General features: G+C 47.7%; 17 protein-coding genes and 1 tRNA gene. 6 read left to right on the forward strand and 12 right to left on the reverse strand.

Annotated features, from left to right (window positions below):
• Positions 1-19: 19 nt before the first annotated feature.
• From CI960_RS11305 to CI960_RS11325, 4 genes are all read right to left on the reverse strand, one after another.
• Positions 20-1162 (reverse strand): MraY family glycosyltransferase, encoded by a 1143-nt coding sequence (locus CI960_RS11305; protein WP_005856244.1) that lies wholly within the window; start codon positions 1160-1162, stop codon positions 20-22.
• On the reverse strand, positions 1159-1548 hold the full coding sequence (locus CI960_RS11310) for a hypothetical protein (protein ID WP_005856242.1): 390 nt from the start codon (positions 1546-1548) through the stop codon (positions 1159-1161). Before CI960_RS11310 ends, CI960_RS11305 begins: the two co-directional genes overlap by 4 nt.
• Before the next feature lie 36 nt (positions 1549-1584).
• A complete protein-coding gene (locus CI960_RS11315) occupies positions 1585-2697 on the reverse strand; it encodes a transcription termination/antitermination protein NusG (RefSeq protein ID WP_005856240.1) in 1113 nt (370 codons plus the stop codon).
• Positions 2698-3221: 524 nt separating this feature from the next.
• Entirely contained in the window at positions 3222-4157 is a 936-nt protein-coding gene (locus tag CI960_RS11325) for a site-specific integrase (RefSeq protein WP_094582350.1), read from the reverse strand.
• Positions 4158-4241: 84 nt separating this feature from the next.
• Between CI960_RS11325 and CI960_RS11330 the strand changes: the two genes are divergently transcribed.
• Positions 4242-7064 (forward strand): sugar-binding domain-containing protein, encoded by a 2823-nt coding sequence (locus CI960_RS11330; RefSeq protein ID WP_005856237.1) that lies wholly within the window; start codon positions 4242-4244, stop codon positions 7062-7064.
• 75 nt (positions 7065-7139) lie between these two features.
• Here the strand turns inward: CI960_RS11330 and CI960_RS11335 are convergent, their stop codons facing one another.
• From CI960_RS11335 to CI960_RS11345, 3 genes are all read right to left on the reverse strand, one after another.
• A complete protein-coding gene (locus tag CI960_RS11335) occupies positions 7140-9383 on the reverse strand; it encodes an excinuclease ABC subunit UvrA (RefSeq protein ID WP_005856235.1) in 2244 nt (747 codons plus the stop codon).
• 533 nt (positions 9384-9916) lie between these two features.
• On the reverse strand, positions 9917-10828 hold the full coding sequence (locus CI960_RS11340) for a ThuA domain-containing protein (RefSeq protein ID WP_005856231.1): 912 nt from the start codon (positions 10826-10828) through the stop codon (positions 9917-9919).
• The gene (locus CI960_RS11345; RefSeq protein ID WP_009017861.1) at positions 10825-11322 is read right to left on the reverse strand and encodes a hypothetical protein; all 498 of its coding nucleotides are present in this window, start codon (positions 11320-11322) and stop codon (positions 10825-10827) included. The genes CI960_RS11340 and CI960_RS11345 overlap by 4 nt, the downstream gene beginning before the upstream one ends.
• Positions 11323-11422: 100 nt before the next feature.
• On the opposite strand from CI960_RS11345, the gene CI960_RS11350 reads away from it, so the two are divergent.
• Together CI960_RS11350 and CI960_RS11355 are read left to right on the forward strand one after the other, a co-directional pair.
• Positions 11423-12667, forward strand: coding sequence for a family 20 glycosylhydrolase (locus tag CI960_RS11350; RefSeq protein WP_229055225.1), 1245 nt, complete (start codon positions 11423-11425; stop codon positions 12665-12667).
• 125 nt (positions 12668-12792) lie between these two features.
• Positions 12793-13356 (forward strand): sugar O-acetyltransferase, encoded by a 564-nt coding sequence (locus tag CI960_RS11355; protein WP_005856224.1) that lies wholly within the window; start codon positions 12793-12795, stop codon positions 13354-13356.
• A gap of 13 nt (positions 13357-13369) precedes the next feature.
• On the opposite strand, the gene CI960_RS11360 is transcribed toward CI960_RS11355, so the two are convergent.
• Both CI960_RS11360 and CI960_RS11365 read right to left on the reverse strand, forming a co-directional pair.
• Positions 13370-14272: an AraC family transcriptional regulator gene (locus CI960_RS11360; protein ID WP_005856223.1), complete on the reverse strand. Its 903-nt coding sequence runs from the start codon at positions 14270-14272 to the stop codon at positions 13370-13372.
• A gap of 145 nt (positions 14273-14417) precedes the next feature.
• Positions 14418-14491: transfer RNA gene (locus CI960_RS11365), tRNA-Asp, on the reverse strand.
• Between the two features lie 143 nt (positions 14492-14634).
• On the opposite strand from CI960_RS11365, the gene CI960_RS11370 reads away from it, so the two are divergent.
• Positions 14635-15948, forward strand: coding sequence for a pyridoxal phosphate-dependent aminotransferase (locus tag CI960_RS11370; RefSeq protein ID WP_005856221.1), 1314 nt, complete (start codon positions 14635-14637; stop codon positions 15946-15948).
• Positions 15949-16068: 120 nt separating this feature from the next.
• Positions 16069-16665: a YqgE/AlgH family protein gene (locus CI960_RS11375; protein WP_005856219.1), complete on the forward strand. Its 597-nt coding sequence runs from the start codon at positions 16069-16071 to the stop codon at positions 16663-16665.
• Here the strand turns inward: CI960_RS11375 and CI960_RS11380 are convergent.
• The 3 genes from CI960_RS11380 to recR are packed head-to-tail and all read right to left on the reverse strand — an operon-like array spanning position 16657 to position 19008.
• A complete protein-coding gene (locus tag CI960_RS11380; protein ID WP_005856217.1) occupies positions 16657-17172 on the reverse strand; it encodes a GNAT family N-acetyltransferase in 516 nt (171 codons plus the stop codon). The genes CI960_RS11375 and CI960_RS11380 overlap by 9 nt on opposite strands.
• A 17-nt stretch (positions 17173-17189) precedes the next feature.
• The gene (locus CI960_RS11385; RefSeq protein WP_005856215.1) at positions 17190-18356 is read right to left on the reverse strand and encodes a glycosyltransferase family 2 protein; all 1167 of its coding nucleotides are present in this window, start codon (positions 18354-18356) and stop codon (positions 17190-17192) included.
• 25 nt (positions 18357-18381) lie between these two features.
• A complete protein-coding gene (gene recR / locus CI960_RS11390) occupies positions 18382-19008 on the reverse strand; it encodes a recombination mediator RecR (protein ID WP_005856213.1) in 627 nt (208 codons plus the stop codon).
• Positions 19009-19492: 484 nt separating this feature from the next.
• Here recR and CI960_RS11395 point away from each other — a divergent pair, with 484 nt between their 5' ends.
• Positions 19493-21490 carry an OPT family oligopeptide transporter gene (locus CI960_RS11395; protein WP_005856211.1) on the forward strand — a complete coding sequence of 666 codons (1998 nt, stop codon included), beginning with the start codon at positions 19493-19495 and terminating at the stop codon, positions 21488-21490.
• Positions 21491-21495 lie beyond the last annotated feature (5 nt).

Consider the following 21495-nt stretch of genomic DNA (forward strand, 5'->3'; position numbering starts at 1 on the left):
CCTTCCCGGCTTTCCTTGTCTAGAACCTCTTGTCGAATGCCGATTCCCTCTTCTGCCGATTCCGGGCGATCAGCCAATCGATCACCAAGTGAAGAACCGTCCATAGAGACAGGTTTAAAAATAATATACAATTGACATTCAAATGATTAGCCAATACAATATTCAATGCGATAAAGAAAACGGACACGCAAATGATCGTCACCATCACCATCCGCACCCGCATACCCGTGCGCAACAACTTATGATGGAAATGGTTCTTGTCCGGCAAGAACGGGTTCTTGTGCTCACGAAGGCGGCGCAGCACCACACGTACCACGTCCAGCAACGGTACCAAGACCGTGGAAAAGGCAATCACCAAATAAGGATTCGAACGCTCCGTAGAGGTACTATTCGATACGCATAAATGAATGATCAGGAAACTGATCACGTAGCCCAACGTCAAACTCCCAGCATCGCCCATGAAGAGCTTATGCCCGCAGTTGGCATTGCCAAAGACATTGTAGCACCAGAAAGGCATGAGGATTCCCAGCGTACAGATAGCGAGCAAGGCATAAACACATTGATCTTGAATGAAAAAGAACACGCTCAAGACCGATAAGGCGATACAGCACAAACCGGAGGCCAGACCATCGATCCCGTCAATCAGGTTGATAGCGTTTGTCACATAAACCACGGCGAAAACCGTGACTGGCACACCCAGCAAGGCCGGGACCGAATAGATCCCGAATAGGCCTCCCAGCGTATCGAGCCAATTGCCGGACAACACCAGCAGGAGGGCCGACACGACTTGTACGATGAACTTGTAGCGGTAACCCACCCCGACCAAGTCATCGCAGACACCCACCAGATAAAGAAGTGTCATGCCCACGAACAAGAAAAGATACTCATGGAGCATCTCGATCGAGAAGCTAGACAGATCCGAGGGCCACAGATAAAGGCGAAAGCCTATCACCAAGGCAAACGACATCAAGACCACGGGAAAAAACGACAGGCCACCCAAGCGGGGAACCGGGGTCGTGTGTACCTTTCGAGAATCCGGGACATCATACAGTCTTTTCTTGTGGGAGATCACCAAGATCCTCGGGATGATCACCATGCCCAAAGACACGGAGATCAGATATCCGGACAGTAATAACAATAATAGAATTTGCACCTCACTCATACGATCTCACTTAATGAAGGCAACCCCTTCACCTCGCCGGCATGCCACGCTTGGTAGTCCTCATGGGAGAGTTGGGATGCTGTTAATAATTTGTAATCTATGTCGTCTCTTCGCAAGATGTGCTTGCGGGCATACGAGCGGAGCGAACGATCCGTAACGGACACCATCACCACCGGGAACGGGTAGCCGAGCAAACGCATTGGCGTAATCTCGCTGTCCGGGAATACATGGCGCAACTGATAGGCCGAGCACTCAAATGCCACCCAGTAAGGCCCCGTGCAATACAGGTGAATCGAGTTTTGGTTCGCACGCTCGCGGCTCATGATATCATTTAAATGCTCGTTCAGCAACCGCACCAAACGAACGCCGGAAGGAAGGGAAGACATTGATTTTTGATTTATGATTTTTGAATTATTCATTATTCATTGTTCATCATGTCTCAGCCATCGATCGTAATCGTCCAAGCGACGGATTAAAGTCTGTTTGCTTTTCTTGGGCGAGGACTCACACCACCACGGGTCCACAACCTCGTGCGCCATCTGCCGGTAGAGACTGCTGTCCGTGCAACCGTAGAGCGTCACAAGCAGCAAGGCACGGGATTGCGCCGCCTTTACCGCCGGGAGCATACTGCGCATCGTGGCGAGCAAACGCACGAACTCATCCTCCTCGCCCAACAGCTTGTAGGCAGGTAGGAGTGACGAGTAGACCTTACAACGCATCACGTCCGTCTCCGCACGGAGCGAACCGTAGGATCTCAACACCTCAAGGGCCAAGCGGGTATCCTCCTCTGATACGCTGCCGGAGGCATGGTAACGTCCCAAGGCATCGTGCAAACCCTCCCGCAGGCGGTCGTTGTCCAGATGGGTATAGACGTGCTTACCCTTTGTGTTCAGCTCGATCAGCTCATACTCACCCGGCTTCACCTCCAACAAGGGGACCCACATGCAATCGAGGATACGAGCCATCACATCTTTATGCCCGCCACCCGGCTGGATCACCACCTCCGCCTCCATACCGGTAAAATAACCGGACGTGATACGCACACGGTCGCCCTTCAGCAAGCGGTCGCTGTCCGGTACGTACACCGGAAGCTCGTTGGAATAAGATTCCGCCACCCAACGTAAATTCCCCATCTCGTCATCCGACAGATAAGGGAAATGAGTCATGCCTCCGGAAGAGACCCGGGGAAGGAAATTGTATAGGGGAAGCGTGCGCTTCATCTGGAAGATCTCCTCAACCGAGGACCGAACAAACACGTAGTTGAACAGCAGGGGTCGTTTCGTGTTGACCATCTTTCCGTCCACCTTCCTCACCTCCACATAGGAGGGGGCGAAATACTCGAACAACGTCTCCCCACGACGCTTGCGCCGGGAAAGCTCGGCATCCAAGCTTTTAGCGGGGCTGATCCTGTCGCGTCGTGCCACACCCGTAGTAGGAAGCGTGAGCACGTACCAGCGTACAGTCTTCAGGTCATGACGCTTGCCAACCCGCGCCGTACCCCTCTCCGAGCGACCGTCTCTCAAAACATTCATCATTATGATTATCTTTTCCTAAGATTATAGCAGGATCTCCACTCAAGCCTCACGACAATTCAAAGCCCTACCAAGAGAACCATATTTACTCCTGATAAACAACACTTTATGTCTTTAAAAATGGCTTTTCTGAAAATCACCATCGCTTGAAATATTAAGCTACTCGGGAAGTAGCTTAAAAGGTTGGAAAATGGTTATTACCCAGTTGTAGAGACGGAGCACGCTCCGTCTCCCACCGTCTGACAGTAATTTAGAATACCATTTTGAGGGGATGAGACGGGGCACGCCCCGTCTCTACAAGAATGTATGTTCGATTTTTAGGAGGGACGTGATGATGTAGGAAATACGAGATCATTTCGTCTCTATTGCCATGTCTATGCACTAGGAATAAGAACGAAGATTTAAGGAGAATCAAGGTCGGAGCACAAACTAATGAACAAACTAAGCCTTATGATTGCTTGTTATTTGTTATTTTTTATTACTTTTGCGCCGTGAAAGAATACGCTACTTCCCGAGTAGCAAGCCTCTTACCCCACTTTGGGTATCGGTTTACACACGCTCTCAAAACAATTCCGGTTCACTGTCGACAAACGTTCCAACGAGAAGCTCTTCAAATAGATCTGTGTTGTCTTAATAGACTTATGCCCCAACAACTCACTGATAACCTCGATCGATACATCTTGTTCCTTCAAGAACGAGGCGAATGAATGACGGATCGTATATGAGGTGACCGGAAGCGTAACGCCTGTCGATCTCGCCAACAACTTCAAGTCACGATTAAAGCGGGACAGGGTCCTGTTATATTCTTTGTAGGCCGCCTCACCGGTTCTCCTTCCACTCAAAAAAGGAAATAAATAAAGGGATTCCTTTGCCGTACAAGCGGACAACTCATCCAACAGCCGCAACGCCCCGGAGGGAATCTCCAGCTGTATGAGAGACCCGCTCTTTTGTCGGTGATACTGCAATATCCCATCCCGGATATTCTCCCATTTCAAATGCGTGAGATCCACAAACGCTATCCCGCTGAACGCGAACATCAACCGAACGGTCAACTGTACACGCCGCAAGGACGGATCCCCCAACGGGGCGTTAAACATACGCTCCAGCATCTCTCGCGGCAACGCCTTCTTCCGCTTGCTTTCAACGCCCGTGAAGACATCTTTGAACAGGTTGGGTACAAAGGGAGCCTCGTTCGCCTCCACGGCCAAGTTATAAATGTGACGAATCCGACGCATATAGGTAGACACCGTATTCAACGAACGGCCCTTGTCCAACAACCATGACTGATAGCACAAAAGCCTGTTCCTATTAATATAGGCATAAGGAATCGCCTCCATACCGCAAAAGCACTTGAACGAGTTCAAGGCATCTTGATAACTCTTCGCCGTGGAATACCGTTTTTTCTCACGCAGACAAGCCATGTAGATGGACAGGCCCATAACAAAATCTTCTTCTTTTTTCATATCTTCTCCTTAATAAAAAGGCCAAAAATACTACCTTTGTACACTATTAATTAAGTAAACCATATTTAGAGTAAAAACATTACCATGAAGAGATTTTGGAGTATTCCACTTATGCTCATGCTATTCGCATGCCAAACTCCCAAAGAGAGTAGAGAGGAATTATCGCTTGCCGGTTGCTGGGAATTACGATTGGATTCAACAGATGTCACCGAGCAAGTTCAATTACCGGGTACCACGGACACCAACCAAAAAGGATACCCTAACAATGATAAGGAGGAGACAACTCATTTGTCTAGGCCCTTCCGCTATCAAGGTAAGGCTTGGTATCAGAAAGAGATCACGATTCCGGAGAACTGGGAAGGCAAGAGCATTTGGTTAATCTTGGAGCGAACAAAACCGACCCAAATATGGGTAGATAGCATATATGTCGGTTCATCCGACCATATTTCCACCCCTCAAGAATACGATCTGTCCACATATCTCCGGGCTGGGAAGCATCACTTGACTATTCTAGTCGATAACGGTTTGAGCGTTCCGCCCCAATTATTGGACAATTCACACGCTTATACGGAATCCACGCAGACAAACTGGAACGGTATTATCGGAGACCTGAAATTGGAAGCCCGTCCACAATTCCATATCCGCCGGATACAAGTATATCCACATGCGGATCAAAAAACGGTGGACGTAAAAATAAAGCTTTCAAATCCATTCGAGCAAATGATCGTAGCCGCCGTTCAAATAGAGATGGAGGCTTTCAACACAGGCTTAGAGCACCATATCAAATTCAATAAGAATATCGTAGTTCAACAAGACGAGATCATATTCCAAATACCGATGGGTGATGACGCCTTGGAATGGAGCGAGTTCTCCCCTACCCTGTATCGCTTGACCGCGAACATCCAAGGAGAGAATATCCAAGATAGCCAAAGTACTACTTTCGGATTAAGAGATTTCAAAGCAGAAGGAACACAATTCAACATCAACGGATTGACCACCTTCCTTCGTGGAAAACACGATGCTTGCGTATTTCCGCTTACAGGCCATGTACCGATGGATACCGCAGCATGGAGACGCTATTTCCGCATCGCCAAGGAATACGGTATCAATCATTGCCGTTTCCATTCATGGTGTCCTCCTAAAGCTTGTTTCGAGGCGGCCGATATCGAAGGTTTTTACCTCCAACCGGAACTACCTTTCTGGGGAAAGATGGAAAAGGGCGATACCACTTTGATCCATTTCCTCACCAAAGAAGGATTACAAATACAGGAGGCTTACGGGAATCACGCCTCTTTCGTCATGATGGCGATCGGCAACGAGCTTTCCGGGGATCAAGAAGCGATGGTAGACATGATCGCCCGTTTCCGTAGTGAGGACGGACGGCATTTATACGCATCTGGATCGAATGACTATCTAGGCTTCAACGGCCCTGCGGCGGGTGACGATTACTTCACGACCTGTCGAGTCCCCGGCGCTAACGTATTCAGCAACCATACCCGGGGTTCCTTCTCTTTCGCAGATGCGGAGGATGGCGGTTATATCAACCATACCTATCCAAACTCGGTCATGAATTTCGAATCCGCTATCGAACAATGTTCATTGCCTATCATCGGACATGAGACCGGGCAATTCCAATGTTATCCGAATTATGAGGAAATCAAGAAATATACCGGGGCACTAAAACCTTGGAATCTGGAGATATTCCGCAAACGACTGGGCGAGTCCTGTATGGCCGGACAAGCGGATGATTTCTTCAAGGCTTCCGGTAAATGGATGGCGCAACTTTACCGGGCCGAGATGGAAATGGCGTTCCGTACTCCGGGAATGGCCGGCTTCCAATTATTGGATTTACAGGATTATCCGGGACAGGGCACGGCGTTAGTCGGTATCTTGGACGCTTTTATGGATAATAAGGGCTTGATAACCGCCAAGGAATGGAAAGAGTCTTGCGATGATGTCATATTACTGGCTCTCCTACCTAAATTCTGTTACTCTGGGAATGAGGCGCTCAAAGGCTCCATCAAGGTAGCGAACTATACACCTACCACTTTAAAAGGGAAACATCTAACTTGGACCTTGACGAATAGTCAAGATCAAGTAATCGCCCAAAACAACATACCGCTGCAAATCAATCAAGGTACGTTGGCCGAGGTAGGCCCATTAAATATCGCTTTACCTGCCATTCAAGAGGCTGAGACCTATACTTTACGGCTGGCGATCGAGGGCACGGATTATCACAATCATTATCCGTTATGGATTTATCCGGAACATAATAACGTGCAAATCCCTACGGATATCAATGTTATTAAGAAATGGGATAAACAGGCCGAGAACTTATTGGCGAACGGGGCGAAAGTATTGTGGTTCCCGGATGCCAAGACTTACAAGAACGTGACGGTAGAAGGATTATTCCAGACAGATTACTGGAATTACCGGATGTTTAAGTCCATCTGCGAATGGGTAAAGAAACCGGTCTCTCCGGGTACCCTCGGATTATTAATGAATCCCTCTCATCCGGTTTTCGCTCATTTCCCGACGGATTTCCATACAAACTGGCAATGGTTCACGATGATAAAGAATAGCCATCCGTTGATACTGGACCAGCTTCCGGATAATTACAGGCCAATCGTACAGGTGATCGATAACGTGGAGCGTAATCATAAATTAGGGATGATCCAAGAATTCAATGTCGGCCCGGGCAAGTTATTAATCTGTATGACAGACTTGGAAACCCAACAAGAATACCCGGAAGCCCGCCAATTATACCGTAGCTTATTAAGTTATATGGATTCCTCCGAGTTCTCGCCTCAGATGACATTAACGCCCGCTCAATTGATTGAGTTATTCACGCATCAAGTCGGAGATTCGAAGATTAAGGAATTAGGGAATATCTCGTATGATGAGTAAGCGACCTCACTTTTGACGTATATTCACATAGAGACGCAGCGTGCTGCGTCTCTTTCCCTATAATATTCATAATCATCAAACAAGATAGTCTTTCGTAACGGAACGCTCGCAGGATAGTAACTCCTTGGGAGTACCACTAAACAAGATCTCACCCCCCATTAGTCCGCCTCCAGGACCTATCTCGATCACATAGTCCGCCGCTTTCAAGACATCCAGATTATGTTCGATCAAGAAGACACTATTGCCTTGATCTACCATAGAATCGAATAAGGAGATAATATGCCTGATATCTTTCACGTGCAAGCCATCCGTCGGCTCATCCAAGACAAAGACCTTGCTTTGGGTTCCTAGATAAGACGCCAGTTTCACCCGTTGCAACTCACCTCCCGATAATGTGGATAAGGCTTGGTTCAAATGCAAATACCCCAGACCAACCAGCATAAGCGGACGGAGTTTCTCCGCTATCACCGTTCCCGCAAAACGAAGGGAAGCCTTGCGGACTGTCAAGTCCATCACCTCGGCGATCGTAAGACCATCCACTGTATACCGCAAGGCTTCCGGGGAATAACGCAATCCTCCACAAGCCTCACAAACGGTCTCGATCGAATCCATAAAAGCCATATCAGACACGATCACGCCTTTTCCCCCACAAACCGGGCAACCGCCTTTTCCGTTAAACGTGAACATACTAAGCCCAGCCTTACTTTCCTTAGCGAAAAGTTTACGAATATCATCCGCAACTCCCAGATAAGTGGCCGGAGTGGAACGCAAGCTGATCCCGATATTCTTTTGGCTGATATAAATCACCTCCTCGGGGAAATCCCGGCGGAAGCATTCCATCAACGAGCTTTTCCCTGAACCGGCTACACCGGCGATCACCGCCAGTACTCCCATAGGAAGATCTACCGTCACGTCCTTCAAGTTATGAAGACGGGCATGCTTTACCGTAAACCAACCGGACGGGATCCGGAGGCTTTCCTTCAGAGGGGTATTTTCTCCTAGCATACGGCCGGTCAAGGTATCGCTACGGAGTAAGCCCGCATAATCTCCCTCGTACAAGATACGGCCGCCCTCCATACCCGAACCCGGCCCCATATCCACGATATGATCGGCGATCTGTATCATTTCCTTATGATGTTCCACCAGCAAGACCGTATTCCCATGATCCCGCAACTTTCGGACCGAGGCTTTCAATAAATGGATATCGTGGCTATGCAAGCCCACGCTCGGCTCATCCAACACATAAAGCATATCGGAAAGAGATGAGTTGATATATTTAGCGATCTTACAGCGTTGCGCCTCCCCGCCGGAAAGGGTTTCCATGGAGCGATCCAGCGTCAAATACCCCAAACCGATCTCCAATAAGGCGGATAACCGGCCTCCGATCGCCTGCTTCATGTCTTTCGCCAACGGGTCATCAATCTCCCGAAGCCAAGCGATTATCTCGGGGATCGCCATATGAGTTACTTCGGCTATATTTCTCCCGTTGATCCGGCAAGAAAGTACCTTATCGTTCAAGCGGGTCCCACCGCAATCCGGGCAGATTCCCATCGTAACCATCGGTTCCAAGACCTTTTGATGGATCTTCCCTTCCTCGGAATTGATGATGCTGCGATACATACGGGTTACCAAGCCCTCATATTTCGCCGTCTTCGGCCAGTCGGCAGGAGGATTCTTCAAACGGATTTGCGGGGAATAAAGGAATAAGCGCAACTCCTCCGGCGTATAATCCCGGATCTTCTTATCCAGATCGAAAAGGCCGCTGCAAGCATAACGTATCCATCGCCATTGGCCGGGCTGGAAGGTGACGTAATGGATCACGTCCTCATCGTTCAGGCATTTATCAAAATCAACCAGCTTATGCACGTCCAGCTCACGAATCTCCCCCAATCCGTCACAACGGGTACAACGGCCTTGCGGATGATTAAAGGAGAATGTATCCGAATATCCGACAAAGGGTTTGCCCACCCGTGAGAACAAGAGACGGAGCAATGAATAGATATCCGTATAAGTCCCCACCGTAGAACGGGCGTTGGGAGCGGGCTTCCGCTGGTCTATCACGATAGCGACCGGCAGATTCCCGATCCGGTCTACATGCGGACGGCCATATTTGGGCAGGTATTGCTGCACGAAACTGGGGAACGTCTCATTCAACTCCCGACGTGAACTGGCGGCAATGGTATCCAATACCAACGACGATTTCCCGGAACCCGAGACCCCGGTGAATATAGTGATTTGCTTCTTCGGAATATCCAGAGAGATATGTTTCAAGTTATTCTCATAAGCTCCCTCGATCTTGATATATTCTTGATTTGACATAACCAATGACTTTAATGAACGAATGACAAAGATACGATCTAATCCTGTCTTTTTAATAGATATAAAGCGTATCTTGTAACACTACCTTTTGAGAGAGGTTACCAAGTAGAGGAAAGAGGATAGCTATATATGGCGCTTTTTACTCAAAAAGGCCGCTTTTTATACACGATAGGTCATGAAAGCCTACGCAACTAGTCGTGTTAGGCAACGCCAATAGTCACGTTGGGCATCGAAAGCAGTCATGAATAGGGTTATGAACTGTCATGAATAGGCATCATAACCCTATCATTTCCCCATCGTAACCCTATGAGATAGCCCAAACAACCCATAAGATATGAATTACGATGAACTAATTTCGCTAGAATGAAAGGCTGTTTTTTGACATCTATCTATTTAACAAACGATTACTGATTTTTTCTTGCGTATTTAGGAGCGAGCCGTACTTTGTCCCGGAAAAATCGATTCTCCGGGACTTAACTTTACAATTTGTCAATTTGATTATTCTGTCGAAAGACACCATCTTATTAAGGCATTTAATTCGTCGCATGGAAAGGAGCCTTGAATTCCGGACGGAGCGTACAGGTATCTTCCAATGGGAAATCCCGAGGGGCCTCTTGCGTCACTTCCCCGGTGGCTGCCCATTCAGCCCCTCTTAGTAAGGTTACCTGAAAACCCGTACACTCCATCGAGTAAATCATATTCGGGTCATTGCCGCAATGCCCCAACAGATCGACAAAGACACGCCCCTTCCCCCACTTCACCGTCCACATCAACGGTTCATGGCGTCCACGCTCATAAGCGGTAGCCAATATCTCCACATTCCGTACCGGACCACGCAAGCGGGTATAAATCTCGTCCTTGAAATGTTTCCATCTTATAGGCAGACCTTTCAAAATAGGGTGCTCCGGCGCACGATGCTCTAGGATCGTCTCATGCTGCAAGCCATGATAACCCGCATAACCGGGTGTATAATCGTATACATATTTGCCCTCTTTCCAATACAGGTAAGGACCGTCTTTCTCGTTTCGCCCCTCCCAAGCTCCCATGCCGATTATCTCGTTGTACGCTTTCCAACCGGCCATAGGTACCACGGAGGAATGGATAATCACGACCCCACCACCATCCGCTACATAGTTCTCGAAAGCTTTTTGGACAGGCTCGGGCCAGACTTCACCTCCGTAATTAACAACAACCAAGTTATATTTAGCGAAATCGGGCTTAAAGGTATTTATATCTCCTCCGAAATCCGGGGTAAAGACGAAATCCACCTTAAACATTCCACTGTTCTCTAAAATCTGCTTCATGGCCTCGCAAGCACCTCGCCAATAATGACTGCCATCTTGCCCGGCGATCATCATCGTTTTTATCACCTTTTTCTGGGCGTAAGAGGTTGAGGCTGATAAGGCGCAACAGATAAGCGCTATAAAATAGATATACTTTCTCATGGTTGTTGGGGTTTAATGTTTTTACTCTCGGGGCTCCATTCGATACGGTCATAGCAACGGGTGGTTCGCAAATTATATCCTCGCTCATCAACCGTAAACTTCCCATCCTTAAAATAATCGATATATAACTCGGAGATCCCGTCATTATTGCGATCCTCCACCGTAAGCGCATATTTATCCGTCACATAGATCTCATCCGATATATATTGGATCTCTTTCGTATAATTATCCACGATCACGTAATAAAACTTAAACAGGTCGAAAGTAGGGTAATGCCCATTATCCCGCCCGAAAAGCATGACCTCTTCCATAGCGGCATCATCATCCATATTCGCTAAAACGGATTGTTGAAACCAAAAGCCGTCTTTTTGCGCTTGCGGAGGAATCCGGTCCCAACCCTCTTGATGGGCTGTCACCCGGAATTGGGCATGGGCGCCCATACAAACGAAAAGTAGGAGAACCCAATAAATCAATCGTCTTATCATGTCTATCATTTTTAATTATTATTCATATTTATAAGGCACAAATGTAATGATATGTCTCTTATTGATTATATTTGTCTTGTATTAAATTCACCTTTAGTCTAAATATATTATGAGCGATCAACCAATAGATTTTACGCAACGTAACATAGCCATCGACATCCTCCGGGCCGTCACGATGTGCGTGATGATCTTCGAAAGCGTACATCAAATTAAAAATTTAAACATTAAAACATATCGCTATATGAAAAAGATTATCGGACTATTCTTGCTTATATGGGCTATAGGTTCAGCCCAAGTTTCCGCCCAATCAGAGACAAACCGTTTAGATAGTATCATGCCCGTACGAGGCTTGGCCATCGCCGCTCCATCCGCACAGAAGTTGGATCTATTCTTGAAGTTCGTCCAAGAGGAACTGGCTCCCAGTCATTTCAACTTGTTGATTCTACGGGTAGACTGGAATTATGCCTATGAGTCCCATCCAGAACTGAGGGATCCGACCCCACTCACACGAGAGGATGTGAAAAAGATCGTAAAGGTTTGCCGGGATAACGGAATACGTATCGCTCCCCAGATCAATCTCTTGGGTCATCAATCATGGGCTGAGACTACCTACGCTTTATTACGTGAGTATCCGGAGTTCGACGAGACGCCACACGTGGATACCAAGAACTATACGGGTTGGCCCAACTCAGACGGACTTTATTGTAAAAGTTACTGCCCGCTTCATCCGGAAGTACATAAAATCGTATTCGCTTTAGTAGACGAGTTGACGGATGTTTTCGAAACTCAATTATTCCATGCCGGAATGGACGAGGTCTTTTATATCGGACATGATAGTTGCGTCTGTTGCGGCGGACATGACAAGGCTGAGTTATATGCCGGTGAGGTCACTAAAATACAAAACCACTTAGCCTCACAAGGCAAACGATTGATGATATGGGGAGACCGCCTGATCGATGGCAAAACTACCGGGATCGGCGCTTGGGAAGCCAGCATGAACAATACCTACCGTGCGATCGACTTGATCCCGAAAGATGTTTTTATCTGCGACTGGCATTATGAGCGTGCCGAGCAAACCGCTGTTTACTTTGCCATGAAAGGCTTCGACGTTGCTACATGCCCTTGGCGTAAACCTCAGATAGCGCTTCAACAGGTAGATGATATGATCCATTTCCGCCAGCATTCAAATCCGGAAATGTCTCGCCATTTCCAAGGAATTATCGAGACAGTCTGGTCCGGTGCAGACAGTTTCCTCGAGGCCTATTATAACCCGACTACCTATAAGCAAGAGGTCTCAGACGCTGTCACGGTCAAGAAACTAATCGAGAAATATAAGGCTTTGGAGAATCAGTGAATGTAATTTAGGTCATAATACCTGTAATCCATCTACAAAAGTTTCTCCGGATTTCATCGATCTTTGCCGTTGCAATCGAAAAGGGATAAACAAACCAAGAAGTAGAACTTATTAAAATAGCAATTATGACACTAAACGAATTCTTGAAGTATGTAGAGACAAGAAAGCCTCTTAAAGGAGACGAGATCCATCAGTTTATGAACAAGATGAGCGATGAGGCCAGACGCATGACATTCGAGTTAAACGGCTCATATCACGATCCCGAGGAAATCCGTGAGCTGTTATCCCGCTTGTTTAATAAGCCGGTCGATCCGTCTTTTCGTGTATTCCCCCCGTTCTATACGGATTTTGGGAAGAATATCACGGTAGGCAAGAACGTTTTCATCAACGCTTGCTGTCATTTTCAAGATCATGGCGGGGTGACACTGGACGACGGTTGCCAGATCGGGCATAACGTGGTCTTTGCCACCCTCAACCACGGCTTCGCCCCCGAAGACCGGAGCACTACCTACCCTGCCCCGATCGTTCTGAAAAAGAATGTCTGGGTAGGCTCGAACGCAACGATCCTATCCGGCGTAACCATTGGCGAGAACGCTATAGTCGGAGCCGGCTCGGTAGTTACTAAAGATGTACCGGACAATGCCATCGTGGGAGGTGTTCCCGCCAAGGTCATAAAATACATCCAATAACCCGTAACACCGATTACGACATCTGGGATTTCCGATATTCATTCGGGGTACACCCCACGGTCTTCTTGAATATGCGGCTGAAGTGCTGGGAGTATTGGAATCCTAGGTCGTAAGCGATTTGGCTGACGGTCTTGTTTGTCCCTAATATCCATTCTTTCGCTAAGGAAATAATCCGGTCTTGTATATTTTCTTGGGCAGTTTTCCCTGTCTCTTTCTTGATCAGATCACCGAAATAGTTCGGGGACAAACAAATCTTCTCGGCGAAATACCGTACAGTAGGTAGCCCCTCCTGTCTTAACAGATCGCTTTGCAGGTATTCATCCAGTAATCGTTCGAACCTCACCAACACATCCTTATTCGTCTCCGCACGGGTCGTAAACTGACGGTCATAAAAACGCAGGCAATAATCGAGCAGCAACTCGATATTCATCGCGATCAGCCGTTTGCTATGCTTGTCGATGGAGTGCTCCAACTCGATCTGGATTTTCCTCAGGCAATCCACGAAGATCCCCTTCTCTTCCTCAGAGAGATGTAACGCCTCGTTTGATTCATAGGAGAAGAAAGAATAACGCTTGATGTCCCGTCCCAAAGCCGTACCACGGATCAAGTCCGGATGGAAAAGCAACCCATGCGCCAAAGGCCGGGTCCCATCCTTAAGCTCAATACCCGTCACCTGCCCGGGAGCGAATCCTACTACGGTTCCTTCTTGATAATCATAATATTGCCTCCCATACCGAATATCCCCGCATTTCGTATCTTTCAGGAAAAGTCCGTATATACCATAATTAACCCGGAAATTAGTAGGCCATGTCTCGGACTTGGATAAATCTACCACGCTCACCAATGGGTGCAACGTCTCCAAGCCAAACATCTTGTTGTATTGATCGACGGTATCGATCTTTATTAGATTCTCCATAAGGCTATCTGTTTTATTGGTCTCAAAGATAAACATTCCAAATATAACAACCTCATGCCATCAGGCAAAATCCATAGAACCGGATGATATCGTATTAAAATATGTATTAAAGGAAAATTTAAAAAGAGGAAGGAGAAATAAAAAGCGGTCTGGACGGGACTCGAACCCGCGACCCCATGCGTGACAGGCATGTATTCTAACCAGCTGAACTACCAGACCAAAATGTTATTCTTTATCGCTATTCCGTTGAATTGCGGTGCAAAGATAGGTGGATTTTTTGAATTAGCAATAGTTTAGGATGAAAAAATTAGAACAAATCGATAAATTTCATACTTTTGTCCCCATATATAATTAACACTAGCATGAAAAATACTCCTGTAGACTATCAGACAGCCAGACGGATTATCGATGGCTTTGGACTTCCCGATTTTGGGAAAGCGACTATCCGGGAGGTAGTTGCCATATCCACGCAATTGGAACAAGAAACGGGAACCGAGTTCATCCATATGGAAATGGGCGTACCGGGCTTGAAAGCCGCTCAAGTAGGCGTAGACGCTGAGATCGAAGCCCTTCGTAACGGTATAGCGTCTATCTACCCGAACATCAACGGAACTCCCGAAGTGAAAAAGCAAGCTTCCCGCTTTATCAAGGCGTTTATAAATATAGATATAGACCCAGAGTGTTGCGTACCCGTAACCGGTTCCATGCAGGGCACATACGCCTCTTTCCTTACGGCCGGACAATGTACGCCGGGAAAAGACACCATCTTGTTTATCGACCCCGGATTCCCCGTGCAGAAACAGCAAATAGCCGTTATGGGCTATAAATATGAGTCGTTCGACGTATACGAATACCGTGGCGAGCGATTGCGTGAGGCCTTGGAAGCGCATCTTTCCAAAGGCAATATTGCCGCGATGATCTATTCTAACCCGAACAATCCGGCTTGGTTCTGCCTCACCGACGAGGAGTTGAAAATCATCGGCGAGATGGCCAACAAATACGACGTGATTGTCATAGAGGACCTCGCCTATTTTGCCATGGATTTCCGCAAGGACCTCGGATGTCCTTTCGAGCCTCCTTACCAAGCGAGCGTAGCCCGTTATACCGATAATTATATCATGCAGATATCCGGTTCCAAAGCGTTCAGCTATGCCGGACAGCGTATCGGCGTGACAGCGATCTCCAATAAACTTTACCATCGCTCCTATCCGGGATTGACTCAGCGTTATGGAGGCGGTACGTTCGGTACGGTATATATCCACCGTGTCTTATACGCCCTATCTTCCGGAACCAGCCACTCCGCCCAATTCGCCTTAGCCGCCATGTTCAAGGCAGCCGCGGACGGTACGTTCGACTTTGTCTCGCAAGTGAAGGAATACGGACGTCGTGCGGAGAAACTAAAGAAGATTTTTACGGATCATGGTTTCACAATCGTTTATGATCACGATCTGGACCAACCGATAGCCGACGGCTTCTATTTCACGATCGGTTACCCGGGAATGACCGGCGGACAATTGATGGAAGAACTGGTTTATTACGGAGTAAGCGCCATATCTTTAAGTACCACAGGCAGTAACCAACAAGGACTACGGGCTTGTACCTCTTTCATAAAAGATCACCAATATGATTTGCTGGACGAAAGACTGAGATTATTCGAGGAAAATCATCAAGCATAAATTAACAATAAGCCCGGTCGATTCACGTTTATTAACTTGAATCCCGGGCTTTTCATTTGCTTCTTATTAAAAAACGCCTTATATTGTCGGTGAATTAGTAACAACCTAACATTCACGATCATGGCATCTTATAAAAATATATTTAAAATAACACATAACGATGTCCTTCCTATTCAAGGAAGTATTCTGATTGCCGAGCCTTTTTTACAAGATGCCTATTTCCAACGTTCCGTCGTATTATTAATAGAGCATACGGAACACGGATCGATGGGATTTGTCTTGAATAAAAAAACGGATCTTATCGTAAACTCTTTTTTCAAGGAGTTTGCCGAATTTCCGGAGATACCGATTTATCTGGGGGGGCCGGTCAGCCCCAACCGTTTGTTCTTTATTCATTCCTTAGGGGATAATATCATTCCGGACGCATTAAAGATCAATGATTATTTATATTTCGACGGGGATTTCAACGCATTGAAACGATACATCCTCAACGGGCACCCAATCGATGGGAAAGTGAAGTTTTTCTTGGGATACTCCGGATGGACCGAAGGGCAATTAAACCATGAAATCAAACGGAACTCGTGGGCCGTAAGCCATATCACCACCGATAATATCCTGTCTGCCGATGGGGAGGGCTATTGGAAAGATTCCGTAGAATTATTAGGCAATGATTATAAAACTTGGACAAAATATCCGAAGGACCCGTATTTAAATTAACTGCATTATGCAGACATCGGAATAACCATCCGGTGTCCTGATCCAGTCCTTAAGCGTCCCCGCCTCGACAAATCCCAGACGGGTAAATAATTTCTTGCTAGGCTCGTTCGCCACGGGAATATGCACATAAAGTTGATGAAGCTTCAAAAACGTATAAGCGTATTCCATCAATAGTCTTAACGCTTCCGTAGCAAAGCCACGTCCTTGATACCTACGATCCAGCATAATACCGCAAGCCGCCCGATTCGGATGCGGCTCAAAATCGAATAAATCCACGATCCCCACGGAAGTCCCCGTATCGCATTCCTCGATCATGAAGCGAAGTTGGCGAGACTCATAGATACTCCGGTCGCTACCCGCTATATATTCCTTCAATATATAACGGGAATAGGGCGCCAAGGTATTCCCTACTTCCCATAACTCCGGATCATTCTCCCAACGATACAACAACTCCAGATCCTCTGGTTCCAATGCCCTCAAACGGACTCTATCATTCGACAACAACATATTTACTCAAGGATTACTTAAACAAGCCGACCACTCTTCTTCGTATATATATGGAAAACCGCTTTCTTGTTCACGAGCTTGTCCATGAACAAGAGCATCTGCTCATAGCGGGCATCGGGGAAGCAGAAAGCGTAGTCCGTAAAGCCTTTCATCTGGTTCTTGCGACAGATAGCATCCATCACACGCTCCACGTCCAAATCCCAGAGATTCACGAATTCCAGATCCGGCATAGCTTTCAGGCAAACGGCCTTTACCTCCTCAAAATGATCCTCCCTGCACAAGATCAAAAGGCGGCGATGCTTAACCGCTTTAGCCTTCTTGCGTAGAGGGGCTGAAATCATCGCCCAGCAAGCTTTCAGCAGGACAGCTAACCGGATCAGTATCCGCATCAACCAACCGGCTCCCGGATAATATTTCTTATAGAAAATCAACATGGCACCGTAAAAAGCCCTTATGTACCTCAAGTCACCATGCTTCGTACTCTCCCCCTTATAATGCAGGATCCGTTCCGGCACGTACAAGTTCTTATAGCCTCCCAACACGATCCGATAAGACAAATCGATATCCTCCCCATACATGAAGAACGACTCATCTAACAAGCCAACCTTATCCAACGCCTCATGGCGAAGCAACATGAACGCACCCGCCAGCACCTCCACCTTATGCGTCTGCTCTTTATCCAGATACGGCAGGCTATAACGTGCGAATGCCGGAGAGTTAGGAAACAGCTTTGAAAGGCCGAATATCTTGCAGAACGACACCCAAGGCGAAGGGAAAGCCCGTTTGCTCTCCGGCAAGAATACCCCGTGCCCATTCAGCATCTTCACGCCGATAGCTCCGATCTCCGGATCCTCATCCATTTGGAAGCACAGGCTGCGGAGGCTCTCCTCTCCCACCACGGTATCGGGATTCAGCAATAACACGTATTCCCCGGTGCACTGGCGAATCGCCTGATTATTGGCCTTGGCGAAACCGGGATTATCTTTATTCTCGATGAAAACCACTTCCGGGAACTTAGGCCGGAGATATTCGACAGATCCATCCGTCGAGTTATTATCCACCACGAACACCTCGGCGTCCATCCCCGTTACGGCGGCACGGACAGAATAGAGGCATTGCTCCAGAAAATACTTCACGTTATAGTTAACGATGATAACGGACAACTTGGTTTCTTCGTAGGTCATTCCGGATATTAATTATGAGTTATGATTATGAATTAGAAGAGGTGAGATTGAACTCAGTACGATTGATAATGGATCGTCCTAAGGTGATCTCGTCGGCATACTCGATCTCATCACCGATAGATACGCCACGTGCGATGACACTGATCCTCACATCGTAACCGGATAGCTTCCGGTAAATAAAAAAGTTAGTCGTATCGCCTTCCATGGTAGTGCTCAACGCCAAGATGATCTCTTTCACCTCACCTTCGGCCACACGTCGCACCAGACTGTCGATACGCAAGTCGCTCGGTCCGATACCATCCATCGGCGAGATGATCCCGCCCAACACATGGTATACGCCACGGAATTGCCCGGTATTCTCTATCGCCATCACCTCCTTGATATTCTCTACCACGCAAACCAAGGAATGGTCACGGCTGGGGTTGGCGCAAATAGAGCAAACCTCATCATCACATATATTATGGCAGACCTTGCAGTACTTCACGTCTCGACGGAGGGCAACCAAGGCCGCGGCGAAGTTTTCCGTATAGCCGACGTCCCGGCGCAACATATAAAGCGCTAGCCGGAGCGCTGTCTTCCTCCCCACCCCCGGCAAGGAAGCCAATTCATTCACGGCATTTTCCAACAAGGCTGAAGGATATCTTTGATTCATCTACTTTCTGTATTTGACTACAAAAATAGAAAGAATTTACGAATTAACGATAAACCTCAAATTATTTACTCGGCTTCTCCCCCATCCCATTCAAGTCGCACATCTCTTGCTTGATATGTACAACTATAACTGCTCTAGGTATAATTGTTCATGTCCTCAAGTAATAAACATTCTTTTTGCCATATACAAACATACTTGCTACTTGATCTATTTCCAAATGATCGCCGTGGGATGTACAGACCACGACGTGATTTGTATATTCCACGACTTGGTCTGTACAGATCACGCCGTGGTTTATAGAATTATACAGCATGCGAACAAGAATTCATACGCTACTGGGTAAGAATTCATATAGATAATTTGGGTACGGTTGCCCTAACTATTCTAAAGAATCCTTGCATGTCTCAGCCAGAAAACATAAATTTGTCACCCAACACCCGTTTGGTGGAGCTATTACGAACTAATAATCTAACATTTTAATATCGTGAAACCAGAAAATGAAGAAAAGGTAACCGGGCTGCTAGAAAACGCCTACCGAGAATTAAAAGAAGGGGAAAGCTACAAGCCTCTTATGTCTCCCAACAAACACTATCCGGAGGTTACGCTTTGGTCCGTCCTTTGGGGATTGGTCATGGCGGTGATATTCAGCGCGGCGGCCGCTTATCTGGGCCTGAAGGTCGGTCAGGTATTCGAGGCCGCCATCCCGATCGCTATCATCGCCGTAGGGTTGTCCAGCGGATTCAAGCGGAAGAACGCCTTGGGAGAGAACGTCATCATCCAGTCTATCGGGGCCAGTAGCGGCGTGATCGTGGCGGGGGCCATTTTCACCTTGCCCGCCCTTTATATCCTGCAAGACAAATATCCGGAGATCACGGTCAATTTCTTCGAGGTTTTCATGAGTTCCTTGTTAGGAGGTATCATCGGGATCTTGCTATTAATCCCGTTCCGTAAATATTTCGTATCCGATATGCACGGTAAGTATCCCTTCCCGGAGGCTACGGCTACCACGCAAGTACTCGTCTCCGGCGAGAAAGGCGGAAGCCAAGCGAAGCCCTTGATCTTCGCCGGATTAATCGGAGGTTTGTACGACTTCATCATCGCCACCTTCGGTTGGTGGGGCGAGACGATCAGTACCCGTATCGTCGGAGCCGGTGAGATGCTGGCAGAGAAGGCCAAGATCGTATTGAAAGTCAATACGGGCGCTGCCGTACTAGGTCTGGGTTACATCATCGGATTAAAATACTCCTTGATCATCTGCGCCGGTTCATTCTTGGTATGGTTGGTAATCATCCCCGCCATGTCCGCCATTTTCAGCGCCGACGTGCTTACGTTCGGAAATGACGCTATCACGGCGACCGTCGGGAGCATGAGCGCCGAGCAAATCTTCACCACCTACGCCCGCCACATCGGTATCGGAGGTATCGCTACCGCCGGGGTGATCGGCATCATCAACTCTTGGGGAATCATCAAGGGAGCCGTAGGCTTGGCGGCGAACGAGTTGAAAGGAAAAGGAGACGCTGTGGAGAGTAATACCATACGTACGCAAAAGGATTTGTCGATGAAGGTGATAACGATCGGTATCATCGTATCGCTGATCGTCACCTTCCTGTTCTTCCAGTTCGGCGTACTTCATAATTGGTTCCATGCCGCCATCGGCTTATTGCTGGTCGGGGTGATCGCTTTCCTGTTTACGACCGTAGCGGCAAACGCTATCGCTATCGTAGGGACGAACCCGGTATCGGGCATGACGCTCATGACGTTGATCCTCGCCTCCATCATCTTGGTCGCCGTAGGGTTGAAAGGGCCGGCCGGCATGGTATCCGCCCTGATTATCGGAGGCGTGGTTTGTACAGCGCTTTCCATGGCGGGAGGTTTCATTACCGACTTAAAGATCGGCTATTGGCTGGGGAGCACACCCGCCAAGCAAGAGACTTGGAAATTCTTAGGCACACTAGTTTCCGCCGCTACGGTAGGAGGCGTGATCTTGATATTGAACCAGACGTACGGTTTCACGACCGGACAATTGGCCGCTCCGCAAGCGAACGCTATGGCCGCCGTTATCGAGCCATTGATGAGTGGTTCGGGGGCACCTTGGGCTTTATACGCAATTGGAGCCGTCCTCGCCGTCGTATTGAACTTCTGCAAGATACCGGCGTTGGCATTCGCCTTGGGTATGTTTATCCCTTTGGACCTGAATACGCCGCTTTTGATCGGTGGAGCGATCAGTTGGTACGTAGGAAGCCGTAGCAAAGACCAAAGCTTGAACTCAGCCCGCTTGGAGAAAGGTACGTTACTGGCTTCCGGCTTTATCGCCGGCGGCGCCTTGATGGGCGTGGTCAGCGCAGCCTTACGTTTCGGCGGAATCAACTTGATGAACGAGGAATGGGCATCTAGCAATGCCGCCGAGATACTGGCGGTTGTCATGTACCTTGTCATGATCGCTTACCTCACATTTAATTCCCTGAACGCAAAAAAAGAATAGAATAA

Origin of the sequence: Parabacteroides sp. CT06 (assembly GCF_002257605.1) — a bacterium.
Lineage (GTDB): Bacteria > Bacteroidota > Bacteroidia > Bacteroidales > Tannerellaceae > Parabacteroides > Parabacteroides distasonis.